Source organism: Mycobacterium colombiense (assembly GCF_003284975.1).
Taxonomy (GTDB): domain Bacteria; phylum Actinomycetota; class Actinomycetes; order Mycobacteriales; family Mycobacteriaceae; genus Mycobacterium; species Mycobacterium europaeum_A.
In genome coordinates, this window is record NZ_QMEU01000046.1 from 1 (window position 1) to 21,008 (window position 21,008).

General features: G+C 69.5%; 21 protein-coding genes, 1 pseudogene and 1 riboswitch. Of the genes and pseudogenes, 10 read left to right on the forward strand and 12 right to left on the reverse strand.

Annotated elements, in window-relative coordinates; all coding sequences use genetic code 11:
* The 3 genes from DQP58_RS15545 to DQP58_RS15555 form a co-directional block, all read left to right on the forward strand.
* On the forward strand, window positions 1-486 hold a 486-nt coding region (locus tag DQP58_RS15545), incomplete at its 5' end, for a phosphatidylserine decarboxylase (RefSeq protein ID WP_112709209.1).
* Window positions 483-1,346 (forward strand): CDP-diacylglycerol--serine O-phosphatidyltransferase, encoded by an 864-nt coding sequence (gene pssA / locus DQP58_RS15550; protein ID WP_112709210.1) that lies wholly within the window; start codon window positions 483-485, stop codon window positions 1,344-1,346. The genes DQP58_RS15545 and pssA, both read left to right, overlap by 4 nt.
* Window positions 1,343-3,529 carry an AAA family ATPase gene (locus tag DQP58_RS15555; RefSeq protein WP_112709211.1) on the forward strand — a complete coding sequence of 729 codons (2,187 nt, stop codon included), beginning with the start codon at window positions 1,343-1,345 and terminating at the stop codon, window positions 3,527-3,529. Before pssA ends, DQP58_RS15555 begins: the two co-directional genes overlap by 4 nt.
* Here DQP58_RS15555 and DQP58_RS15560 read toward each other — a convergent pair.
* Entirely contained in the window at window positions 3,503-4,099 is a 597-nt protein-coding gene (locus DQP58_RS15560; protein WP_112709212.1) for a TetR/AcrR family transcriptional regulator, read from the reverse strand. The two genes, DQP58_RS15555 and DQP58_RS15560, sit on opposite strands and share 27 nt — an antisense overlap.
* A gap of 21 nt (window positions 4,100-4,120) precedes the next feature.
* Here DQP58_RS15560 and DQP58_RS15565 point away from each other — a divergent pair, with 21 nt between their 5' ends.
* Entirely contained in the window at window positions 4,121-4,951 is an 831-nt protein-coding gene (locus tag DQP58_RS15565; RefSeq protein WP_112709213.1) for a DUF2867 domain-containing protein, read from the forward strand.
* A gap of 39 nt (window positions 4,952-4,990) precedes the next feature.
* Here the strand turns inward: DQP58_RS15565 and DQP58_RS15570 are convergent, their stop codons facing one another.
* The 7 genes from DQP58_RS15570 to DQP58_RS15600 are packed head-to-tail and all read right to left on the reverse strand — an operon-like array spanning window position 4,991 to window position 10,124.
* Window positions 4,991-5,809: an enoyl-CoA hydratase-related protein gene (locus DQP58_RS15570; RefSeq protein ID WP_112709214.1), complete on the reverse strand. Its 819-nt coding sequence runs from the start codon at window positions 5,807-5,809 to the stop codon at window positions 4,991-4,993.
* The gene (locus tag DQP58_RS15575) at window positions 5,806-6,828 is read right to left on the reverse strand and encodes a TIGR03617 family F420-dependent LLM class oxidoreductase (RefSeq protein WP_112709215.1); all 1,023 of its coding nucleotides are present in this window, start codon (window positions 6,826-6,828) and stop codon (window positions 5,806-5,808) included. The genes DQP58_RS15570 and DQP58_RS15575 overlap by 4 nt, the downstream gene beginning before the upstream one ends.
* A gap of 28 nt (window positions 6,829-6,856) precedes the next feature.
* A complete protein-coding gene (locus DQP58_RS15580) occupies window positions 6,857-7,495 on the reverse strand; it encodes an LON peptidase substrate-binding domain-containing protein (RefSeq protein WP_112709216.1) in 639 nt (212 codons plus the stop codon).
* Window positions 7,495-8,634 carry a glutamate--cysteine ligase gene (locus DQP58_RS15585; RefSeq protein ID WP_430916113.1) on the reverse strand — a complete coding sequence of 380 codons (1,140 nt, stop codon included), beginning with the start codon at window positions 8,632-8,634 and terminating at the stop codon, window positions 7,495-7,497. Before DQP58_RS15585 ends, DQP58_RS15580 begins: the two co-directional genes overlap by 1 nt.
* Entirely contained in the window at window positions 8,615-9,295 is a 681-nt protein-coding gene (gene sodC, locus DQP58_RS15590; RefSeq protein ID WP_112709218.1) for a superoxide dismutase[Cu-Zn], read from the reverse strand. Before sodC ends, DQP58_RS15585 begins: the two co-directional genes overlap by 20 nt.
* Window positions 9,296-9,316: 21 nt before the next feature.
* The gene (locus DQP58_RS15595) at window positions 9,317-9,796 is read right to left on the reverse strand and encodes a LytR C-terminal domain-containing protein (protein ID WP_112709219.1); all 480 of its coding nucleotides are present in this window, start codon (window positions 9,794-9,796) and stop codon (window positions 9,317-9,319) included.
* Window positions 9,797-9,815: 19 nt separating this feature from the next.
* The gene (locus DQP58_RS15600) at window positions 9,816-10,124 is read right to left on the reverse strand and encodes a DUF3263 domain-containing protein (protein ID WP_007768412.1); all 309 of its coding nucleotides are present in this window, start codon (window positions 10,122-10,124) and stop codon (window positions 9,816-9,818) included.
* A gap of 202 nt (window positions 10,125-10,326) precedes the next feature.
* Here DQP58_RS15600 and DQP58_RS15605 point away from each other — a divergent pair, with 202 nt between their 5' ends.
* From DQP58_RS15605 to DQP58_RS15620, 4 genes are all read left to right on the forward strand, one after another.
* Complete coding sequence (locus DQP58_RS15605; RefSeq protein ID WP_112709220.1) at window positions 10,327-10,920, forward strand: peptide deformylase; 594 nt, start codon at window positions 10,327-10,329, stop codon at window positions 10,918-10,920.
* Window positions 10,920-11,828 carry an N-acetylglutamate synthase, CG3035 family gene (locus tag DQP58_RS15610; protein WP_112709221.1) on the forward strand — a complete coding sequence of 303 codons (909 nt, stop codon included), beginning with the start codon at window positions 10,920-10,922 and terminating at the stop codon, window positions 11,826-11,828. Before DQP58_RS15605 ends, DQP58_RS15610 begins: the two co-directional genes overlap by 1 nt.
* 95 nt (window positions 11,829-11,923) lie before the next feature.
* Complete coding sequence (locus DQP58_RS15615; RefSeq protein ID WP_205869441.1) at window positions 11,924-12,730, forward strand: exodeoxyribonuclease III; 807 nt, start codon at window positions 11,924-11,926, stop codon at window positions 12,728-12,730.
* Window positions 12,731-12,942: 212 nt separating this feature from the next.
* The gene (locus tag DQP58_RS15620) at window positions 12,943-13,416 is read left to right on the forward strand and encodes a hypothetical protein (RefSeq protein ID WP_205869439.1); all 474 of its coding nucleotides are present in this window, start codon (window positions 12,943-12,945) and stop codon (window positions 13,414-13,416) included.
* A gap of 13 nt (window positions 13,417-13,429) precedes the next feature.
* Here DQP58_RS15620 and DQP58_RS27180 read toward each other — a convergent pair whose 3' ends face one another.
* The gene (locus DQP58_RS27180; RefSeq protein WP_346427283.1) at window positions 13,430-13,705 is read right to left on the reverse strand and encodes an Rv1535 domain-containing protein; all 276 of its coding nucleotides are present in this window, start codon (window positions 13,703-13,705) and stop codon (window positions 13,430-13,432) included.
* 63 nt (window positions 13,706-13,768) lie between these two features.
* Between DQP58_RS27180 and DQP58_RS15630 the strand changes: the two genes are divergently transcribed.
* Window positions 13,769-14,044: a hypothetical protein gene (locus tag DQP58_RS15630; protein WP_112709243.1), complete on the forward strand. Its 276-nt coding sequence runs from the start codon at window positions 13,769-13,771 to the stop codon at window positions 14,042-14,044.
* On the opposite strand, the gene DQP58_RS15635 is transcribed toward DQP58_RS15630, so the two are convergent.
* The 3 genes and pseudogenes from DQP58_RS15635 to DQP58_RS15645 all read right to left on the reverse strand — a co-directional run bounded on the left by DQP58_RS15635 (window position 14,041) and on the right by DQP58_RS15645 (window position 19,070).
* The gene (locus DQP58_RS15635) at window positions 14,041-17,910 is read right to left on the reverse strand and encodes a SpoIIE family protein phosphatase (protein WP_112709224.1); all 3,870 of its coding nucleotides are present in this window, start codon (window positions 17,908-17,910) and stop codon (window positions 14,041-14,043) included. The two genes, DQP58_RS15630 and DQP58_RS15635, sit on opposite strands and share 4 nt — an antisense overlap.
* A gap of 11 nt (window positions 17,911-17,921) precedes the next feature.
* Window positions 17,922-18,263, reverse strand: coding sequence for an STAS domain-containing protein (locus DQP58_RS15640; protein WP_112709225.1), 342 nt, complete (start codon window positions 18,261-18,263; stop codon window positions 17,922-17,924).
* Between the two features lie 137 nt (window positions 18,264-18,400).
* Window positions 18,401-19,070: pseudogene (locus DQP58_RS15645) on the reverse strand (PAS and ANTAR domain-containing protein).
* Between the two features lie 156 nt (window positions 19,071-19,226).
* Window positions 19,227-19,337: riboswitch (TPP riboswitch) on the forward strand.
* On the opposite strand from DQP58_RS15645, the gene thiC reads away from it, so the two are divergent.
* Complete coding sequence (thiC, locus tag DQP58_RS15650; protein WP_112709226.1) at window positions 19,329-21,008, forward strand: phosphomethylpyrimidine synthase ThiC; 1,680 nt, start codon at window positions 19,329-19,331, stop codon at window positions 21,006-21,008. (Overlaps the previous riboswitch by 9 nt.)

Genomic DNA, 21,008 nt, shown 5'->3' on the forward strand with positions numbered 1-21,008 from the left:
CCCGCCCGGCCCGGCGCGATCGTCGCGCCCGCCGACGGCGAGATCTGCGTGATCGACTCCGCCGCCCCGCCCGCCGAATTAGGCATGGGTGACGCGCCGCTGCCGCGGATCAGCATCTTCCTGTCGCTGCTGGACGCCCACGTGCAGCGCGCGCCGGTCAGCGGCGAGGTGATGGCCGTGCAGCACCGGCCGGGCCGGTTCGGCTCGGCCGACCTGGCCGCGGCGAGCACCGAGAACGAACGCACCAGCCTGCACATCCGCACAGCCGGCGGCGCGGACGTCGTCGCGGTGCAGGTCGCCGGCCTGCTGGCCCGGCGCATCATCTGCGACGCGCACGTCGGGGACAAGCTGTCGATCGGTGATACCTACGGCCTGATCCGGTTCGGGTCCAGGCTGGACACCTACCTGCCTGCGGGCTCCGAACCGCTGGTCAAGGTCGGTCAGCGCGCGATCGCCGGCGAGACCGTGCTGGCCGAGCTGCCATGATCAGCAAGCCGCGCGGACGGCCGGCGGTCAACCTGCAGATCCTGCCGAGCGCGATGACGGTGCTCTCGGTCTGTGCCGGGTTGACCTCGATCCGGTTCGCTCTCGAACACCAGCCCAAGGCCGCGATGGCGCTGATCGCCGCGGCCGCGATCCTGGACGGCCTCGACGGGCGGGTGGCCCGCATCCTGGACGCCCAGTCGCGGATGGGCGAGCAGATCGACTCGCTGGCCGACGCGGTGAACTTCGGCGTGACCCCGGCGATCGTGCTGTATGTGACGCTGCTGACCAAGTCGCCGGCCGGCTGGGTGGTGATCCTGCTCTACGCGGTGTGTGTGGTGTTGCGGCTGGCACGATTCAACGCTTTGCAGGACGACGGCAGTCAGCCCTCTTATGCGCACGAGTTCTTCGTCGGCATGCCCGCGCCGGCCGGCGCGATCTCGATGATCGGCCTGATCGGGCTCAAGCTGCAGTTCGGTGACGGCTGGTGGACGTCACCGCTGTTTCTGTGCATCTGGATCACCGGGACGTCGATCCTGATGGTCAGCAAGATCCCAATGCGCAAGATGCACGCGGTCGCCGTGCCGCCGAGCTGGGCGGCCCCGCTGCTGGCGGTCCTGGCGATCTGCGCGGCGGCGGCCGTGCTGGCGCCCTACGTGTTGATCTGGGTGCTCATCGTCGCCTACCTGTGCCACGTGCCGTTCGCCATCCGCAACTCGCGCTGGCTGGCCGCGCACCCCGAGGCGTGGGACGACGAACCCAAGCAGCGCCGCGCGGCGCTGCGGGCGATCCGCCGGGCACAGCCCAACCGCCGGTCGGTGGCGCGGCTGGGTCTGCGCAAGCCGGGCAGGCGCCTGCCGTGAGTCGCTCCGGCGACGACGCGGGCCCGACCCGTCAACTCACCCTGACCGCCCGGCTGAACACCTCCGCGGTGGATTCGCGCCGCGGTGTCATCCGTTTGCATCCGAATGCCATTGCCGCGCTGGGCATTCGGGAATGGGACGCGGTATCGCTGATCGGGTCACGGACCACGGCGGCGGTGGCCGGCCTGGCCGGCCCGGACACCCCGGTCAGCACCGTGCTGCTCGACGACGTGACGCTGTCCAACGCGGGTCTGCGCGAGGGCACCCCGGTGGTCGTCGGCGCGGTCACCGTCTATGGCGCGCGGTCGGTGACGCTGGCCGGCTCGCCGCTGGCCACCCAGTCGATCACGCCGGTCACGCTGCGACAAGCCTTGCTGGGCAAGGTGCTAACCGTGGGCGACGCCGTCTCGCTGCTGCCTCGCGACCTGGGCCCGGGCACCTCGACGTCCGAGGCCACCCGCGCGCTGGCCACCGCGGTCGGCATCAGCTGGACCTCGGAGCTACTGACGGTCACCGGCGTCGACCCCGACGGGCCGGTGAGCGTGCAGCCCAACACGCTGGTCACCTGGGGCACCGGTGTTCCGCCGGGCGCCAGAGCCTCGTCGCGGATATCGGTCGAGATTGCCAGGCCCGAGCTGGTCGTCGAGGAACTGAAGGGCACCCAACCCCAGGCCGCCAAGCTGGTCGAGTGGCTCAAGCTCGCGCTCGACGAACCGCATCTGCTCAAGACCCTGGGTGCGGGCGCCAACCTCGGTGTGCTGGTGTCGGGCCCGGCCGGCGTGGGCAAGGTGACCCTGGTGCGCGCGGTGTGCGGCGACCGCAGGTTGGTCACGCTCGACGGCCCGGAGGTCGGCGCGCTGACCGCCGAGGACCGGCTCAAGGCCGTGGCGTCGGCGGTGCAGACGGTCCGCGACGGAGGTGGGGTGCTGCTGATCACCGACGTCGACGCCCTGCTGCCGGCCACCGCCGAGCCGGTGGCCTCGCTGATCCTCGGCGAGCTGCGCACCGCGGTGGCCAGCGAGGGCGTCGCCCTGATCGCCACCTCCGCGCGGCCCGACCAGCTCGACGCCCGGCTGCGGGCCCCCGACCTGTGCGACCGCGAGCTGGGCCTGCCGCTTCCCGACGCCGGCACCCGCAAGGCGCTGCTGGAGTCGCTGCTGCGCAACGTGCCCACCGGTGACCTTGATCTCGACGAGATCGCTTCTCGTACACCGGGTTTCGTCGTCGCCGACCTGGCCGCGCTGGTGCGCGAGGCGGCGCTGCGGGCGGCGTCGCGGGCCAGCTCCGACGGTCGGCCGCCGGAGCTGAAACAGGAGGACCTGGCCGGGGCGCTGACCGTGATCCGCCCGCTGTCCCGCTCGGCCGGCCAGGAGGTCAGCGTCGGCAACATCACCCTCGACGACGTCGGCGACATGGCCGAAGCCAGGCAGGCGCTGACCGAGGCCGTGTTGTGGCCGTTGCAGCATCCCGACACGTTTGCCCGGTTGGGTGTACAGCCGCCGCGCGGGGTGCTGCTGTACGGGCCGCCGGGCTGCGGCAAGACCTTCATCGTGCGCGCGCTGGCCAGCACCGGGCAGCTGTCCGTGCACGCCGTGAAGGGCTCCGAGCTGATGGACAAGTGGGTGGGCAGCTCGGAAAAGGCGGTGCGCGAACTGTTTCGGCGCGCCCGGGATTCGGCGCCGTCACTGGTCTTCCTCGACGAGGTGGACGCGCTGGCGCCGCGACGCGGGCAGAGCTTCGACTCCGGCGTCACCGATCGCGTGGTGGCCGCGCTGCTGACCGAGCTCGACGGCGTCGATCCGCTGCGCGACGTGGTGGTGCTGGGCGCCACCAACCGGCCCGATCTCATCGACCCCGCGCTGCTGCGCCCGGGACGGCTGGAGCGGCTGGTCTTCGTCGAACCGCCCGACGCCGCGGCGCGCCGCGAAATCCTGCGCACCGCGGGCAAATCCATTCCACTGAGCGCCGACGTCGATCTCGACGAGGTGGCGGCCGGACTCGACGGCTACAGCGCCGCCGACTGCGTGGCGCTGCTGCGGGAGGCCGCACTGACCGCGATGCGCCGATCCATCGATGCCACCGACGTGACGGCCGCCGATCTCGCGACGGCACGCGAAAACGTCCGTCCCTCTTTGGATCCCGCGCAGGTCGAGGCGCTACGGGCGTTCGCCAAAGCTTTTTAGCACTGCCAGTGCCGAGGCCGCCACGTCCTTTTCGAGCCAGGACGGCATCGGGTCGTCGTGCGCGTGGCGCCGCACCACGGCGTAGGGCAGGTCGGCGACCGCACGGGCGACGGCATCGACGGATCGCGCCCGGGAGTTCCCGTACAGTTCGCGCGCCAGCGCCGCGACGCGTTGGGTCAGCGGGGCGTTCATTTCGGCGAGCGTCTGCCGGAAGGCCGCGTCGGGCTCGTCGTCGAGCAGGTCGCCGGGCCGGATCGTCAACAGCAGCCGGGCATCCTCGGGGAGGGAGCGCGCGAAAGCGACGGCGGCCACGGCCATCGCGACGGCGGTGTCGGTCGGGGTCGCGCAGTCGGCGGCCAGCGCCCGCTCCTGGAAGCGTCGCAGCGCGCGCAGCCACGCCGCCGTCAGGATGCCGTCACGGTTGCCGAACCGGTGATACAACGTGCCTGCCGGTGCGCCACTGGCTTTCGCGATCGCCGCCACGCTGGCCGCGCGTGGTCCGCCGTCGAGCACCAGCGTTCGGGCGGCGTCGAGAATCACATCGGTTTCATGCTTCCGTGGAGGCGCCATGATCTAGTACATTCCTTCTATATGGAACGATTACCCTATATCGACGAGCATGCCATAACTATCGACGCCAACCGCGACGACACGTGGGCGGCGCTGCTGCGGGTGATGTGCCGCGACCCGCACGACCCGTCGACCGTGCCGTTCGGCTTCGTCCTGGACGAGGCCCGACCGCCGGCGCGCTTCGCCCTGAAGGGCCGCCACTGGTTCGCCGTCTACCGGTGGGTGTTCGAGCTGGATGCGCTCGACGAGCCCGCGCGTACCCGGCTGCGGGCGGCCACCTGGGCGGCCTTCCCCGGTATCCACGGCAAGGCGTATCGGGCGCTGGTGATCGGCACCGGCGGGCACCGCATCGTCGTTCGGCGAACCCTGAAGCGCGTCGCCGCAACGGTTCTCGACTCGCGGGCGCAAACGGGCGAGACCGCGGCCGATTACGTGGACGTCTTCGAAGTCCCCATCTCCGCCGGCGACGCGCGCACCGCCGAAGAGGCGTTCCGCGACGGGCTCGGCGACCGGCCGGGCGCGGGCGGAAACCTGGTGCTGTGGATTCACCGCAACGTGCTGAGGCTGCGCCTGGGTCCGTCCCGGTCTTCCGGTCACCTCATCGGCTGGCCGATCGTTCGTTCCGATCCAGAGGAGCTCGTGTTGGCGACGCGCGGGCCGCTGATGCGCGGCGAGCTGACGTTGCGCCGCCAGGACGGTCGGCGTGCGGTCCTCACCACCCGCCTGCACTTCCGCCGCCGGGTCGCGGCCCGGGCGGTCTGGGCGTTCATCGGTCCGCTGCATCGGGTCGTGGCGCCACGGCTGATGGCGCGCAGCGCCCGCCGGGGCCGCGCCCCGGCGCGGATAAGCTGATACGAAATGCGCTGCGCCACAGTCCGACCGCGCGCCGATTCACGGCTCGCCAAGCGGCGTCCACTCCTGGGACAGCCGGGCGCTGAAGCGCGCCGGCCGGTGCTCGAGGAACGCGGCCACGCCCTCGGCGGCATCGGCGCCGCCCATCACCCGCTCGTGCAGCCGCGTTTCCAGCGCGGCGACCTGTCGCGGTGTGTAGTGGTTGATCGCGGTGTCCCACAGCAGGCGTTTGCACAGGGCCGCCGACATGGGCGCCACGTTGACCGCGATGTCGCGGGCCACGGTCAGCGCGTGGTCGAGCACCCGGTCGGCGGGCAACGCGCGGCTGGCCACACCGAGCGCGGCGGCCTCGGCGCCGCCGAAGGTTCGCCCGGTCAGCAGGATGTCGGCGGCCACGCCCAGGGTGGTCAACTGGGTCAACGTCCAGTGCGCCATGCAGTCGGGTAGCACACCCCGGCGGACCTGCACCACACCGTATTTCGCGTCTTCGGCGACGATGCGGATGTCGGCCTGCAGCGCGATGGTCAGGCCGATGCCGATGGCGTGTCCGTTGACGGCGGCGATCACCGGTTTGCGCAATTCGAAGGCGGCCGGCGTGATCGGTGACGCCGAGAAAGCGCCGGGGTCGTCGTGGGCATCGAAAGGGCTTGCTTCGCCGGAGAAATCGGCCCCCGCGCAAAAGGCGCCTCCCGCGCCGGTGAGCACGATGGCCCGCACGTCGTCATCGTCGTCGCAATCGCGGTACGCGCGGCTCAGCAGCGCGCCCATCTCGGCGGTGTAGGCGTTGAGCCGCTCGGGCCGGTTGAGGGTGAGCACCGCCACGCCCGAGTCGATGTCGACCGTCAGGTCCTCGCTCATGGCAGCGCGGGCACCCGGTGCAGGGCGCCGATCATGTCGGCGACGTCCGCGGGGCGCGGCGGGTAGCCCGGGAAGTAGCAGCACACCTCGTCGGCGTGCTCGCCAAACCGGGCGGCGATCTGCTCCGCGCATTGCTCGGGCGTGCCGACGATCCCGATGCGCGCCACCATCTCGTCGGTGATCAGCCGGCGCATGTCGGCGAACCGGCCCTGCTTGGACAGCGCGTTGAGTTCCGGTTGCACCCCGGCCCAGCCCTCGACCTCGAGCACGGGCAGGTAGGCCGGCGTCGAGCCGTAGAACGCGATCAGGGAAGCAACCCCGTTGATAGCGGCCGCCAGGTCGGCCTCGTCGCGCCCGACGGCCACCATGGCCTGGGCGATGATCTGGAACTCATCGAACGACCGCCCCGAGCGGCGCAGCCCCTCGGCGATGGCGACGACGGTGCGGTCGGCGAAGTGCCGGGCACTGTTGAACGGCATCACCAAGAGGCCGTCGGCGACCTCGGCGGCGGTGCGCGTCATCACCGGTCCCAGCGCGCCCAGCAGCACCGGGGGCGGGCCGAACGGATTGGGTCCGGGGTTGAAATTGGGCGCCATGATGGTGTGGGTGTAGAACTCGCCGCGAAAGTCCAACCGGGCCTGGCCTTCCCACGCGGCGAATATCGCCTTGATCGCGGCGATGGCTTCGGCCATCCGTGGCGCCGGCCGTTCCCATCTACTGCCATAACGCTTTTCGATGTGCACCTTGATCTGCGAGCCGAGGCCGAGGCGGAACCGGCCGCCGCTGTAAAGCTGCAGATCGTAGGCGGAGTGCGCAATGTGTAGCGGGCTGCGCGGCGGGGCGATCGCCACGTTGGTCATCAAGTCCAGGCCGGTCGTGCCGGCGGCGATCAGCAGCGGGAAGAAGACATCGTGCTGGCCTTCGAAGGTGAACAATCCGTCCGCGCCCGTCGCGGCGATCTCGGCGGCGCTCGCCGCCGCCTGCGCCGGTGAACCGCTGACCTGAAGCTGTACCTTCATGCACCGTCCTTCCGCGAAACCCGCCCGGTCATTCGGAAAGCTGAAACTCCACCACTTCGGCGACCGCGTCCACGGCTTCGCGCAGCGCGGCGAGGCGGGCGGCCGCCGTCGGCGCCGACAGCACCGAGTAGCGGTCGGCCGTGCCGATCGGGATGCGAGAGGCCAACGCCAACAAGCGTTTCCCGGCCGGTTCGGCGATATCGTGGCCAAGAATCACCTCGCGGCCCGGCAGCTTGATGTCGCGCGCCTGCGCGATCCGCTCGAACAGTGCCATGACCCGGTCTTCGAGGTCGAGCAGCTGGGCGTCCGACACCGCGTCGCCCGGTTCGTCGGGCCACAGCGTGACCGTGGCGCGCGGGTAGGGGTCGTCGGGCAGCCATTCGGTCACCCGGATGCGTTCCCCGGTCCGGCAATTCAGTGAATACCGGCCGGCGCCGTGGTCGACGCATTCGGTGATCCGCGACAGCACGCCAACGTCGCAGCGCGCATCGCCGCCGCCGACCTCACGCCCGCGCGAAATCAGTACCACCCCGAACGGGTCGCCGGTGTCGGTGCAGTGGCGCACCAGCGCGCCGTAGCGTGGCTCGAAGATCCGCAACGGCAGGTCCTGGTCCGGCAGCAGCGCCGATTCCAGCGGAAACATGGCCAGCTCAAGGGATTCCGTCATCAGATTTCCAGTTCGGCCACCAGCGCGTCGACGACCGCGCGCAGGTCGCCGTCATGTTCTTCGGCCACCCGGCGCTGCCGTTGGTAGGAGGCCCCGTGGCGGGGTATGTCGGCCACCGCGGCCAGCTCGTCGACGCAATTCAGCCTCTTGGCCACCGGCTCCAACCGGTTCAGTACCTCGTCGAGATCCTCGGTGACCAACCGCTCGTTGCTGTCGGCGTCCAGGATGATCACCGCGTCCAGACCGTAGCGCGCGGCGCGCCACTTGTTCTCCTGGTTGTGCCAGGGCGGCATGCTCGGCAACGACTCGTCGGCTTCCAGACGGCGGTCCAGATCGACCACCAGGCAATGGGTCAACGCGACCAGCGCGCCCAGCTCGCGCAGATTGGACACGCCGTCGCAGATACGCATCTCCAGCGTGCCCAGGTGCGGTGAAGGCCTGATGTCCCAACGGACTTCGTCGACATGGTCGATGATGCCGGTCTTCTTCTGGTCGTAGACGAAGCGTTCGAACTCCGCCCAGGTCTGGAATTGGAACGGCAGCCCGGCGGTGGGCAGCTGCTGAAACATCATCGCCCGGTTGCTCGCGTAGCCCGTGTCCACGCCCGCCCACCACGGCGAGGACGCCGACAGCGCCAGCAGGTGCGGGTAGTAGTTGAGCAGCGACGTCATGATCGGCATCACCTTGTTCGGCGAGGACAGGCCGACGTGCACGTGCACGCCCCAGATCAGCATCTGCCGTCCCCACCATTGGGTGCGCTTGATCAGTTCGGCATAGCGCGGGGCGTCGGTGAGTTTCTGAGAGGTCCACTGCGCGAACGGGTGCGCGCCGGCGCAGAACAGCTCCATGCCGCGATCCCGCACGATGCGGCGTGCGGGCCCCAGGGTCTGTCGCAGATCCTGGATGGCCTCACCCGCGGAATGGCAGATGCCGGTGACCACTTCGACGGTGTTGCGCAGCAATTCCTTGTGTACGCGCGGGTTTTCGCCGATCTCGGCGATCACCGCGGTGGCTTCGTTGCTCAGGTCTCGGGTGTGGGCGTCGACGAGGGCGAACTCCCACTCCACCCCGAGGGTCGGCCGCGGGGAACGGGCGAAGTCGATGCGGGTGTCGGCCCGCTTAGCCTGCACCGATGACACCGCACGCCACCCGCTTGCCGGGGTCACCGGTGCTCATCGTCATGTCGTCCGGGCCCGGCGTGCCGCTGGTCTGGTTGTTGTGCCCGGACGGGGCGTTGGCGGAGTTGGCCGCACCGGCGTGAATGATGATCGCGGTCTTTTGCCCGGTGAGCAGGTCCTCCATGGCGAAGGCGTCCGTGGTGGTGACCAACGTTCCGGAGCCGTCCTTGCGCACCTGCAGGGTGGGCAGGGCCCCGCTGGCGGGCTCGGCGGTGTGCCCGGGCGCCTGGAAGTGGTCGCCGGCGGACAGGAAGTCGCCCGGCGCGCCGCCGGTCGGGGCGACCGAGTTGGGCTCACACTTGCCGACCTTGTGGATGTGCACATCGTGGAAGCCGGGTGCGAGCACACCGTTGGCCGTCGTCTCGATGGTGACGGTGGCATAGCCGTTGTTGAATTCGAACGTCGCGGTGGCCACCTGCGTGCCGTCCGGCGCCTTGAGGTGCGTGATGATGCTCGGCGCCGCTGCGGGCCCGGGCTCGGAGGCCTTGGCGCCCGACGGTGAGGGCGATCCGGTCCAGATCGCGGGGGTGGTGCCCGGAACCGACGAAGCCTGCTGGGGCGACGAGCAGGCGGCTAACGGCACGACACAACCGGCCAGTACCAACGCGGGCAGCTTGGGCATAGCCAGCAGCCTATCGCCTATCTAGCCCGCGACGAGGACGATGACGCCCGGCGGCTCGCCGCTGAGTGCGGGGATTCGCGGTTCGACCGATGCGCCGCCCAGGTTTTTGGCCACCGCGTCGGCGGTGGCGTGCTCGTCACCGGCGTCGGTGTAGTAGACCGTGGTGGCCGAGACGTCGGGCACGGTCATGTTGTCGACCTTGGTGACTTTGAAGCCGGCGGACGTCAACTGGTCCCCGGTGCGCTTGGCGACGCCCTCTTTCCCGGAGATGTTGTACACCTGCACATCGGCCTGGGTGCTCGGCGGCTTGTTGGTCGGCGACGCGGACGCGGAGCTGCTGGCGCTCGCGCTGGACGCCGGCGACGCCGAATCGTCGTCAGAGCTCCCGGACGAACCCAGAGCCTGCCAACCGAGCAGCAGGAAAATGACGCCGAGGAACAACAGCACCATCACCATGGCCCGCAGGGGCAGCCCAGTGGAGTCGGGAACTCGTTCTTTCATCGAGCCCTACTGTAACGAGTCAGGTCACCTCGAAGCCGAGGCGCCGCGCCGCGCGCGCCTTCTGCCTGCTGGCGCGCAGCCTGCGCAGCCGTTTCACCAGCATCGGGTCGGCGGCCAGGGCCTCGGGCCGATCGACGAGCGCGTTGAGCACCTGGTAGTAACGCGTCGCCGACATCGAGAACAACTCCTTGATGGCGTCTTCCTTCACGCCGGCGAACTTCCACCACTGGCGCTCGAAGGCCAGGATGTCGTGCTCGCGGCGGGTCAGCCCATCTGCGATCTCAGAGTCGTCCCCCGATCGATTTGCCCGCGCCATGGCGCTGTCCATATCGCTTCCCCTGGACCCTTCCGGCGAATTCCGAACTGCTCGAATGACTTGACTTAGCTAAGGGCGTGTTTCGGCGAATATTGAAACACGCGCCAAACCCTCAAGCCGTCATCCAGACCCGCGAGTCGGCCGATTGACCAAGATTGCCCAGACGCCGATCGCCGGCCGAGCAGCCCGCGGGCGTGCGGTAGCTTAGCCGACCATGGCAGTCGTTCCGATCCGCATCGTGGGAGACCCCATCCTGCATACCCCGACGCAGCCGGTGCCCGTCGCTGCCGACGGTTCGCTGCCGGCGGATCTGGCCGAGTTGATCACCAACCTGTACGACACCATGGACGCCGCGCACGGGGTCGGGTTGGCCGCCAACCAGATCGGAGTCGGCTTGCGGGTCTTCGTCTACGACTGCGCCGACGATCGCGGCCGCACCGACCGACGGCGCGGTGTTGTCGTCAACCCCGTTCTGGAAACCTCCGAGATACCCGAGACCATGCCCGATCCGGACAACGACGACGAGGGCTGCCTGTCGGTGCCCGGCGAGTCGTTCCCCACCGGGCGCGCCAAGTGGGCGCGCGTCACCGGCCTCGACGCCGACGGCACGCCGATCTCCCTCGAAGGCAACGACCTGTTTGCGCGGATGCTGCAGCACGAGACCGGGCACCTCGATGGTTTCCTCTATCTGGACCGCCTGATCGGCCGGCACGCGCGCGCCGCGAAACGGGCTGTCAAATCCCACGATTGGGGCGTTCCCGGCCTCTCCTGGATGCCCGGGGAGGGACCGGACCCGTTCGGTCACTGATGTTCTCGTGGCCCGACCTCAGAACCCGGGTGTCGGTGCGCTACCGGCGCCCGGCCGGTTCGGTGCCGCCGCTGACCGATGCGGTGGGCCACCTGCTGGCGGTCGACCCGATGGTGCGGGTGCGGACGAAGACCGGCGCGATCGTCGAGTTCGCGGCGTCGGACGCGGTGGCGCTGCGGGTGCTCACCGACACCCCCATCCGCACCTCCCAGATCCGCGCGCTTGAGTACGCCGCCGCCGCGGCCTGGCCGGGCGCGGAGCACACCTGGCTGGACGGCTGGCTGCTGCGAGCCGGCCACGGCGTCGATATGGCCGCTAATTCCGCTGTGCCACTGGATATTTCCGCCCAGGCGAGCACCGTCCCCGCCATCGTCGACTGGTACGAGCGCCGCGGCCTGACGCCGCGGTTGGCCCTGCCCGATCGGATGCTGGCGCCACCCGCGCTGACCAACGAGGCCACGGAACAGCTTGTCGTGCAGGACCTTTCCGATGTGGCCGTCCAGGACGCCGACCCGTCGATCATCTTGGCACCGGCCCCCGACGACGGGTGGCTGCGCATCCACGACGGCGACATTCCCGTCGACGTGCTGACCGCCGTCATCGACGGCGATCTCGTGTTCGGCGCGCATCGCGACGGAGCCGCCGCGCGTGCCGCGGTGACCCAGGCACCGGATGGCGCGCGGTGGGTGGGCATCTCGGAAGTGGGGTGCCCGGCCGGCGCCGACGATCAGGCGGCGGTGCGGTTGTGCGAGGCGCTGTTGGCATGGGGCGCCGATCGCGGTGCGACGCGCGGCTACCTGCGGGTGCCCGACACCGGCGAGCGCACGCCCGCCGCGGTGCTGGGTTTCCGGCTGCACCACCGCCGCCGTTACGTCCCGGTGCGCCCGGGCTTCTGGGATAGCGTCTAGGCATGCCCGACGGGATGGTTGACGGCGGCGACCCGCCGCCGCGAACCGATGGCGGCGACCCGCCGCGCCCGGCTTCGCCGCGCTTGCGATCACCGCTGCGGCTCGCCACCTGGAACGTGAATTCGATTCGCTCCCGGCTGCCGCGCGTAATCGACTGGCTGGCCCGTGCCGACGTCGACGTGCTGGCCATGCAGGAGACCAAATGCTCCGACAGCCAATTCCCCACCCTGCCGTTCTTCGAACTCGGCTACGAGGTCGCCCACGTCGGTTTCAACCAATGGAACGGCGTGGCGATCGCCTCGCGGGTCGGTCTCGACGACGTGCAGATCGGATTCGACGGGCAACCCAGCTGGAGCAGCAAGCCCGAAGTCGCCGCGGCCGCGGAAGCCCGCGCCCTCGCGGCGACGTGCGCCGGCGTGCGGATGTGGAGCCTCTACGTTCCCAACGGTCGCGCCCTGGGCGACCCGCACTACACCTACAAACTCGAATGGCTTGCCGCACTGCGGGATTCGGCCTCGGTTTGGTTGCGCGAGGATCCCACGGCCGCGATCGCACTGGCCGGGGACTGGAACATCGCCCCGCAGGACGATGACGTGTGGAGTATGGATTTTTACGCCGGTGCCACGCATGTCTCCGAGCCGGAGCGCCGCGCGTTCGCCGCGATCGTCGAGGCGCAATTCACCGATGTGGTGCGCCCTTTCACGCCGGGCCCGGGGGTCTACACGTACTGGGACTACACCCGTTTGCGGTTCCCGAAGGGACAGGGCATGCGCATCGATTTCATCCTCGGCTCACCGGCTTTGGCCGCCCGCGTGACAGACGCGCAGATCGTCCGCGACGAACGCAAAGGCAAGGCGGCCAGCGATCATGCGCCGATCCTCGTCGACGTGCGGCGCGAGTAGCCGCGTCGCTTGCGCCCGGGCCGGGTACAGCATCACATTAAGCTCAGGCAAATTTGATGCGGCTTCGCGTTGTCTGCGCGATGGCAAGGTGGCAGGCTTTAAAGACCAGAAGCGAAAACCATATTGCTTTGTTGTTGAGGCTGCCTTCAGCGGGAGTCCCCCCGCTGCCGACACCGGTTCGCTGCAGAAGCAATCAAAGCCAGGGAGTCATCATGAGTGTCATCGGCGGAGCAGTCCGAGGCGTGAGTCAGGCGGTGAACCGCGCGGCGAACGCGACGACCGCGGCCGCCGGTGCCGTGGGTGGCGCGGCGGTCAACGGGGTCATCGGCGGCGTCACGGGGGCCGCTGAGGGCGTCAAGCGCGGCATGAACAGCGGCAGCCACTCGGCGCCCGCGGCCGCGTTGGCCATCGGCGCGCTCGGCGTCGCCGGATTGGTCGAGTGGCCACTGCTGCTGGCGGTCGGCGGCAGCGCTCTGCTGCTGCAGCGGTTGAGCCGCAAACAGGAGCCCGAGACCCGCGCGGTCAAAGCGAATCTGAAGTCGGTGCCGGTGGACTCGGCGGCGCAGAAACCGACGGCGCAGGAATCGGCGCCCACGAAAGCCGCGCCTGCGAAGGCCACCAAGTCGACGGCCAAGAAGACGGCCGGCCGCCGGGCGGGCACCACGCGGTTGCGCAGCACCAACTAGGCGAACCCGCCGATCAGCCGATCGCCCGACTGATTACCGCCGGGGCCAACTGCCGCGACGTCCAACGCACCCGATGATCCGTGTCGTGCGCGCTGGGATCCGGACAGACCGCTCCCCTCACCGCCCGGGGTGACGCCGGCACGCCGCGACGAGGCGCCCGATCGCTGTGCCGAATCTCGACAACCCCGACGCGCCACAACAGCGCATAGAGTTCGACTAGCGGCACCCTCAGCACCGAAGCAATCGACGAAACTAGCGGATCGCCCCCGGTGTCGGTCATCGTCGACATATGTCCGACGGTGGACGCGCGACCCAGCGAGACGGGAAACCCTTCGTTACCGAAAGGCAAATGATGGCGGAAAAGAAGTCGCGGCGCGGCACCCCCCAGCGCGAGGCGGTGGACAAGATCCGCGAGGGTGAGACCTTCGCGGTGAACCTGCCGGCGATCGGCCAGGTGGAAATCCCCAGGCCAGAGCAGTTGGCCTATTTCGGCGGGCTGGCGGCCCTGGCGGCCCTCGAACTCATCGACTGGCCGGTGGCCCTGGTCATCGCCGCGGGACACTTCCTGGCCAGCAGCCACCACAACAAGCTTTTGGAGGAGCTCGGCGAGGCGATGGAGGAGGCTTAGCTCACTGCCGGGCTTCCCGCGACCGCCTGGTCGAACCGCAGGCTGACCCGCGTGCCGGCCGCGGTGCGCAGCGTTTCGACGCCGTCGGCCAGTCCGCTCATCAGCGTCAGCCCGCGCCCGCGGCGGCGGCTGCGCAGGCTGGCCGAGGAATCGCCGATCCACTGGCCGGTGTCGCTGACGGTGATCACCACCGTGTCCTGGTGCCGGAAGGCTTCGATGGACACCGTTTGGCGGACATCGTTGCGGCTGCCGTGTTCGATCGCGTTGGTGACCGCTTCACCGGTCGCCAACAAGATGTCGGTTTCGCGATGCGGCGCGACGACGATGGTGGTCAGCCATTCGCGCAGCTGTTCGCGGGCGACGGGAATCTGGGCCGGCGCGGCCGGCACCACAGTGGCGAAACTGCCCGCGGCAAGGTGGCTTGGCCGCAGCGCGAGCACCACGACGTCGTCGCGGTAGCCGCTCGGCGGGGCCATTTTCGACAGCAGTTCGGCGCAGATCGATTCCACCGGCAGGCCGGCGCACTGCGCCGCCGCCGCCTGCAGGCGCGCGAACCCGTCGTCGAGCGTTTCGCCGGGCCGTTCGATCAGTCCATCGGTATAGAGCAGGATCAACCCGCCGGGCGGCAGCTGCGCGGTCGCGGTGTTGCTGGGCGGGCGGCTCGTCGCGTCGTGGGCTCCGCGTCCGGTCACAGACACCGGGGCGCGCCGGCCTGACTCGAGATAGACCGCCTGGCCGTCGGGCAGCACCAGCAGCGGATACGGGTGGCCGGCGCAGCTGTAGGTGACGGTGGCGCCACCGCCCTGGCCGTCCGTGTCGATCAGGGCGTAGGCCACCGTCGCGCACCGGGCGCCGTCGACGCTGGCGCCGTATCGGTCCAGCGAACCGAGCACCGCGTCCGGCTCGCCCGCGGTGAGTGCGGAGGCGGCGACCGCGGCACGCAACCTGCTCATCACGATCGCCGCGGCCAGCCCGTGCCCGACGACGTCGCCCACCGAAATCGCGATCCGGCCGGAGTGGTTCAGCGGGGTGACCGAATACCAGTCGCCGCCGACCCGCATCGCCTCCCCCGCCGGCTGGTAGACGGCCGCGACGACCGCCGCGGTGGAGCCGCGGTCCAGGTCGAGCAGGTGCTCCTGAAAGTCGATGGCGATCTCGTGTTCGCGGGCCATCAGCCGCACCCGGTCCAGGGCGGCCGACGTCAGCTCGGCCATCCGGGCGAAGGTGTCGAGTTCGGCGGCGTCGAAGTCGCGGGGTGTGGGCCACAACAACGCCAGCACCCCGAGGATGCGGCCGGAGCCGTCCCGCAGCGGATGGCTCACGCAGGCGCGGATGCTCGCCGCGCTGTCCCGGACGGCGTGCGCGTAACGCGAGGGCAGGGCGAACGTGTCGGCGACGATCATCGACTCGCCCGTGCGTGCGACATCGGCGCCGATCAACGGGGCATCGAGCGCGACGACGTGGTAGCGGTCCCGGAACTCCGCGGGCAGGTCACCGGCATATTCGAACCGCAGATAGTCCTCGCCGTCGAGGACGCCGATCGCGACGGCACCGGCGTCACCGGAACCGAAGGAGGAGCCGAGCAGGGCGTCCATGATCCCGCCGACCGAGCTGGTGGCTTGCAGCGCCGAGTCGAGGTGCACCAGCTCGGAGGCCAGCCGCGACTGCGCCTCGCGACGTTGCCGGTCACGCTCGCGGCCCACCGCGGACAACCTCGACCTCAGCCGGTCGATCAGCTCCTGGGATTGGAACGGCTTGGGCAGGTAGTCGTCGGCGCCGCCGGCGTAGCCCTCGTTGACGGCCTCCGCGCCGGCCCGGGCGGACAGCATGAGGATCGGCGTGGCCGCCAAGTCCGGGTCCGCGCGGACCGCGGCGACGAATCCGAAGCCGTCGAGGCCGGGCATCATCACGTCGGTGACGATCGCGTCCGGACGCAGGTTGCGGGTCGCGGCCAGCGCAGATTCGCCGTCGGCGACCGCCACCGTCTCCCAGTGGCTCGACAACACCCGCTCAAGGTGGGCACGCATGTCGGCGTTGTCGTCGGCGATCAACACCACCTGGCGGGTCGTCGCCGGTGTGGCGGCGACGGGTTCGGCGACCGGCACCACCCACTGACTGGCCTCGGCGACATACGGGTTGGTCTCGTCTGGGCTGACCGGCGACGGGTCGACGACCGCACCCGAGATCGACTGCGGCACGCGGATGGTGACGGTGGTCCCGTGGTCCAATTCGCTGTCGATCTCGACCGTGCCACGGTGCAAGTCGACCAGCCCGCGCACCAGAGACAACCCGATCCCGGTGCCCTCGACGCTGCGGCCACGGACGTTGTCGGCCCGGTAAAAGCGCTCGAACAGCAGGTTGAGATCCTCGGCGCCGATGCCGACTCCCGTGTCGCGCACGGTGATCACGCACTCCCCGGACGCGGCTCGCACCCGCACCGAAATCGCGCCCCGCAGCGTGTATTTGACCGCGTTGGACAGCAGGTTGAGAACGATCGTCTCCCACATCGCCGGATCGACATCGGCCAAAGCCGGCGCACAGTCCAGCTTCAACTCGAGCCCGGCCCGGTGGCACAGCTCGGTGAACGACGACGCGATCTGCGCGGTGAGCGCGCCGACGTCGGTGCACGCCAGCTTCGCGTTGGCCCGCCCGGCCTCGATGCGGGAGAAGTCGAGCAGCGAGTCGACCAGGCGCTGCAGGCGCCGCGCGTTGCGCCCAGCGGTGGTAAGCCGTTCCGCGAGAACGCTGTCCGGCGCCGCGTCCGACAGCGCGTCGTCCAGCGGTCCGAGCAGCAGGGTCAGCGGCGTGCGGAACTCGTGGCTGACGTTGGTCAGGAAAGCGGTCTTGGCCCGGTCCAGTTCGGCCAGCGCATCGGCTCGGTGCCGCTCTTGCTCGTAGGACACGATCGAGGCGAAGGTCGACGTCAACTGGTCGGCCAGCAGCTGGCAGAAACCCTGAAACTGGGTGTCCAGGGGGCGCCGCGGGCTGGCGCCGACCACCAGCGCCCCCGCGGTGGTGGCCTCCCCCAGCGGTAACACCAAAGCTTCCTGCGGACAGTCGGCGCCCAGCGCCGCTTCGATGCCGGAGATCGCGCCGGCGACGTCACCGATCACCTGAATCTCGGTCCGGCTCCGCGACGCCGCGTCCCAGTCGGTCAGCTCCGCCAGTTCCGCTGGCAGCAGCGCCGACACCGATGGCGTCGCCCCGCGCAGCGTGACCCTTCCCGTCACACCGTCGTCGGCGTACACGGCGATGAACGACAGGTCGGCGGGCTGGCCGGCACACACCCGCACCGCGACGCCGACCGCATCGTCGATGCTGCGGCTCTCGACTATCGCCGAGGCGACCGTGTTGAGCAGGTGCAGGCGGCGCTCGCTCAGCACCCGCTCGGTGGTCTCGTAGGAGGGGCAGAAGATGCCGAAGGGTTTGCCGTCCGCGCCGATCAGCGGGCTGTAGGTGAAGGTGAAGTACCGCTCGATGCGCCGCCCGGCGGTCACCATCGGCAGCATCAGGTCCCGCGACCAGGTCGCCTCGCCGGTGGCGACGACGCCGGCGAGCATCGGGGCGATCGAATCCCAGATGTCCCACCACACCTCGCGGCCGGGTTTGGCGAAGGAATCGACCTTGTCGCCGAGGATCTCGGTGTAGGCGTCGTTGTACACCACGAACAGGGCTTCGGTGCCCAGCCAGAGCACCAGCGGGAACCGCGACGCCAGCGTCGTGGCGACCGCCGCCCGCATCTGTCCGGACCAGTCTCGCGGCGGCCCCAGCGGGTGGGCGTCCCAGTCGTATTCGGCGAACCGCCGGCCCATCTCACCGCCCAACGAAACGGCGGCGGCCAGATCCGCCGGCAGTCGCGCGTCCATGGCTGTCGTCTTCAATGCAACGCTGCGGACAGGGTGGGGTAGATGTCGAACACCCCGTCCAGCTCGGTCACCTGGATCGGCCGTAGCACCTGGTCGTGGTCGGCTACCAGTCGTACCGCGGTCCCACCGGCCGTGGCGTCCTCGTGACAGTCGAGCACCGCGTTCAGCGCCGCGCTTCCGAAGAAATCGACACCCAGCAAGTCGATCACCACCGGGCGCACCGGCGGTGTCGTGGCAAGCCCGAGCGCGGTGGTCAGGTGAGCGGCAAGCTCACCGACGTTACTGGAGTCGACATCGCCTTTGACGCTCACGATCACTACGTCGTCGTGGGCCTCGTGTTCGACCGCCAACAACTTTCATGCCTTTCGCCGCAGCCAACGTTGGGATCTGCTGCCGCTAAGCCCGACGGCGCGGCACAGATGCGCGGCCGCGCATCGCAGATGACCCGAGAGTAACCCGTACCCGAACTGCCCGTTTATCGATTCGCCGGTTACCCGCCGGGCTCGGCCGTAATCCTCTCGTGCGCGGTCAGCAGCAAATGATCGAACTGGCTCTGCAGAATCGCCGCCGGTGCCGGCAGGGCGGCCACATCGGCGAGCAGCTGCCTGGCCAGTGACCGCAGTTTCACGTTGGTCTCCTGCGAGCGCCACTGCAGCACCCGGAACGCCTGCTCGGCGTTGACCCGGTAGACGTACATCAGCACGCCCTTGGCCTGTTCGATGGCCGCGCGGCTCTCGAACAGGTCGGGCAGCGCGGTGTCGAGCACCTCCTGGCGGGCCTCGTCGAAGGAGTTGGTGAGGTCGATGTAGTAACCCGCGGTGCCCAGCACGGCGCCCGACTCGTCCAGCATGCGGTCGGCCACGACGATCGCGTCGTGCATCGCGCCGGCGGTGTCGATGAACCGGTGCCGACTCGAGAACGACTCTTCGGATCGCAGGGCGTAGTCGAGCAACTCCTGAACATGCGCGCGGTCGTCGGGATGCTTGATGCGACAACAGCAGTTCGGTCGTCGGCTCGACCTCACCCGGTTCGTAGCCGTGCATCCTGGCCACCTCGTCGGACCATTCCCACCGCTGGCCCACGAACCAGAAGCGGAAGGCGCCGATGTTCAGGTATCCGGGGGCCGGCTCGGTCGGCTCGGTCGGCTCGGAAAAACGCACGCCGCCCGCGCCGGATGACGATTCCCCTGTTCGCCTGCGCTGTTGCACGATTGCATTTTTCCACTAAGGGAACGCCTTCGGCTACTGCCCCGGGTGAAAAGGCCGTCACACCCTGCCGTGCGGTCGGCCGTAGGGGTAACGTCGCGTGCGGACCCATCCATACGACGCGGGAGCGCACGCCGAGTGCGCTGAGAGGACGGCTCGGGGCCGTCGACCGTACGAACCTGACCGGGTAATGCCGGCGTAGGGAGATGAAAAATGACTGATGTCCTTTCCGGAATTGCATCGGGCAGCGCCTCGCACAGCGTGGAGCCGGCCGTCACCACCGGACCCATCTGGGGCAGCGGCAAGGCCTACCGCGAGATCGAGGCCCCGGGCGGGGTGACGCTGCGGGTGCCGCTGCGGCGAGTGCACCTGTCCAACGGCGAGGACTTCGATCTGTACGACACCTCGGGGCCCTACACCGATCCGGAGGCGACGATCGATCTGACGGCCGGACTGCCGGCGCGGCCCGGCGTGGTCCGCGATCGCGGGACGCAGCTGCAGCGCGCCCGCGCCGGCGAGATCACCGCCGAGATGGCCTACATCGCCGCCCGCGAGGGCATGCCCGCCGAGCTGGTACGCGACGAGGTCGCCCGGGGCCGCGCGGTGATCCCGGCCAACCACAACCACCCCGAGATCGAGCCGATGATCATCGGCAAGGCGTTTGCGACCAAGGTGAACGCAAACATCGGCAACTCGGCGGTGACATCGTCGATCGCCGAGGAGGTCGACAAGATGGTGTGGGCCACCCGGTGGGGCGCCGACACCATCATGGACCTGTCCACCGGCAAGAACATCCACGAGACCCGCGAATGGATTCTGCGCAACTCGCCGGTGCCGGTCGGCACCGTGCCCATCTATCAGGCGCTGGAAAAGACCAAGGGCGATCCGACCGAACTGACCTGGGAGCTTTACCGCGACACCGTGATCGAGCAGTGCGAGCAGGGCGTGGACTACATGACCGTGCACGCCGGCGTGCTGCTGCGCTACGTGCCGCTGACCGCCAAGCGGGTCACCGGCATCGTGTCGCGCGGCGGCTCCATCATGGCGGCGTGGTGCCTGGCGCATCACCGGGAGTCGTTCCTGTACACCAACTTCGACGAGCTCTGCGAGATCTTCGCCCGCTACGACGTCACCTTCTCCCTGGGCGACGGCCTGCGGCCCGGCTCGATCGCCGACGCCAACGACCCCGCGCAGTTCGCCGAGCTGCGCACCCTGGGCGAGCTGACCAAGATCGCGAAATCCCATGGCGTGCAGGTGATGATCGAGGGGCCGGGCCACGTCCCGATGCACAAGATCGTCGAGAACGTGCGGCTGGAAGAGGAGTGGTGCGAGGAGGCTCCGTTCTACACGCTGGGCCCGCTGGCCACCGATATCGCCCCGGCCTACGACCACATCACCTCGGCGATCGGCGCGGCCATCATCGCCCAGGCCGGCACCGCGATGCTGTGCTACGTCACCCCCAAGGAACACCTGGGGCTGCCGGACCGCAAGGACGTCAAGGACGGGGTTATCGCCTACAAGATCGCCGCGCACGCAGGCGATCTGGCCAAGGGCCATCCGCACGCGCAGGAGCGTGACAACGCGTTGTCGCAGGCGCGCTTCGAGTTCCGGTGGAACGACCAGTTCGCACTGTCGCTGGACCCGGACACCGCGCGCGAGTATCACGACGAGACGCTGCCGGCCGAACCGGCCAAGACCGCGCACTTCTGCTCCATGTGCGGGCCGAAGTTCTGCTCGATGCGCATCACCCAGGACGTTCGCGACTACGCCGCGAAACACGGGCTCGACAGCGAAGAGGCGATCGAGGCCGCCATGTCCGAGGGCATGGCGGAGAAGTCGCGCGAGTTCGCCGAGCAGGGCAACCGGGTGTATCTACCGCTGGCACAGCAGTGA

Excerpts from the sequence above, each read along its gene's own strand:
- pssA (WP_112709210.1), top strand. The coding sequence starts at position 483 with ATGATCAGCAAGCCGCGCGGACGGCCGGCGGTCAACCTGCAGATCCTG.
- DQP58_RS15560 (WP_112709212.1), bottom strand. The coding sequence starts at position 4,099 with ATGGCGCCTCCACGGAAGCATGAAACCGATGTGATTCTCGACGCCGCC.
- DQP58_RS15565 (WP_112709213.1), top strand. The coding sequence starts at position 4,121 with ATGGAACGATTACCCTATATCGACGAGCATGCCATAACTATCGACGCC.
- DQP58_RS15570 (WP_112709214.1), bottom strand. The coding sequence starts at position 5,809 with ATGAGCGAGGACCTGACGGTCGACATCGACTCGGGCGTGGCGGTGCTC.
- DQP58_RS15575 (WP_112709215.1), bottom strand. The coding sequence starts at position 6,828 with ATGAAGGTACAGCTTCAGGTCAGCGGTTCACCGGCGCAGGCGGCGGCG.
- DQP58_RS15580 (WP_112709216.1), bottom strand. The coding sequence starts at position 7,495 with ATGACGGAATCCCTTGAGCTGGCCATGTTTCCGCTGGAATCGGCGCTG.
- sodC (WP_112709218.1), bottom strand. The coding sequence starts at position 9,295 with ATGCCCAAGCTGCCCGCGTTGGTACTGGCCGGTTGTGTCGTGCCGTTA.
- DQP58_RS15595 (WP_112709219.1), bottom strand. The coding sequence starts at position 9,796 with ATGAAAGAACGAGTTCCCGACTCCACTGGGCTGCCCCTGCGGGCCATG.
- DQP58_RS15600 (WP_007768412.1), bottom strand. The coding sequence starts at position 10,124 with ATGGACAGCGCCATGGCGCGGGCAAATCGATCGGGGGACGACTCTGAG.
- DQP58_RS15605 (WP_112709220.1), top strand. The coding sequence starts at position 10,327 with ATGGCAGTCGTTCCGATCCGCATCGTGGGAGACCCCATCCTGCATACC.
- DQP58_RS15610 (WP_112709221.1), top strand. The coding sequence starts at position 10,920 with ATGTTCTCGTGGCCCGACCTCAGAACCCGGGTGTCGGTGCGCTACCGG.
- DQP58_RS15620 (WP_205869439.1), top strand. The coding sequence starts at position 12,943 with ATGAGTGTCATCGGCGGAGCAGTCCGAGGCGTGAGTCAGGCGGTGAAC.
- DQP58_RS27180 (WP_346427283.1), bottom strand. The coding sequence starts at position 13,705 with ATGTCGACGATGACCGACACCGGGGGCGATCCGCTAGTTTCGTCGATT.
- DQP58_RS15630 (WP_112709243.1), top strand. The coding sequence starts at position 13,769 with ATGGCGGAAAAGAAGTCGCGGCGCGGCACCCCCCAGCGCGAGGCGGTG.
- DQP58_RS15635 (WP_112709224.1), bottom strand. The coding sequence starts at position 17,910 with ATGGACGCGCGACTGCCGGCGGATCTGGCCGCCGCCGTTTCGTTGGGC.
- thiC (WP_112709226.1), top strand. The coding sequence starts at position 19,329 with ATGACTGATGTCCTTTCCGGAATTGCATCGGGCAGCGCCTCGCACAGC.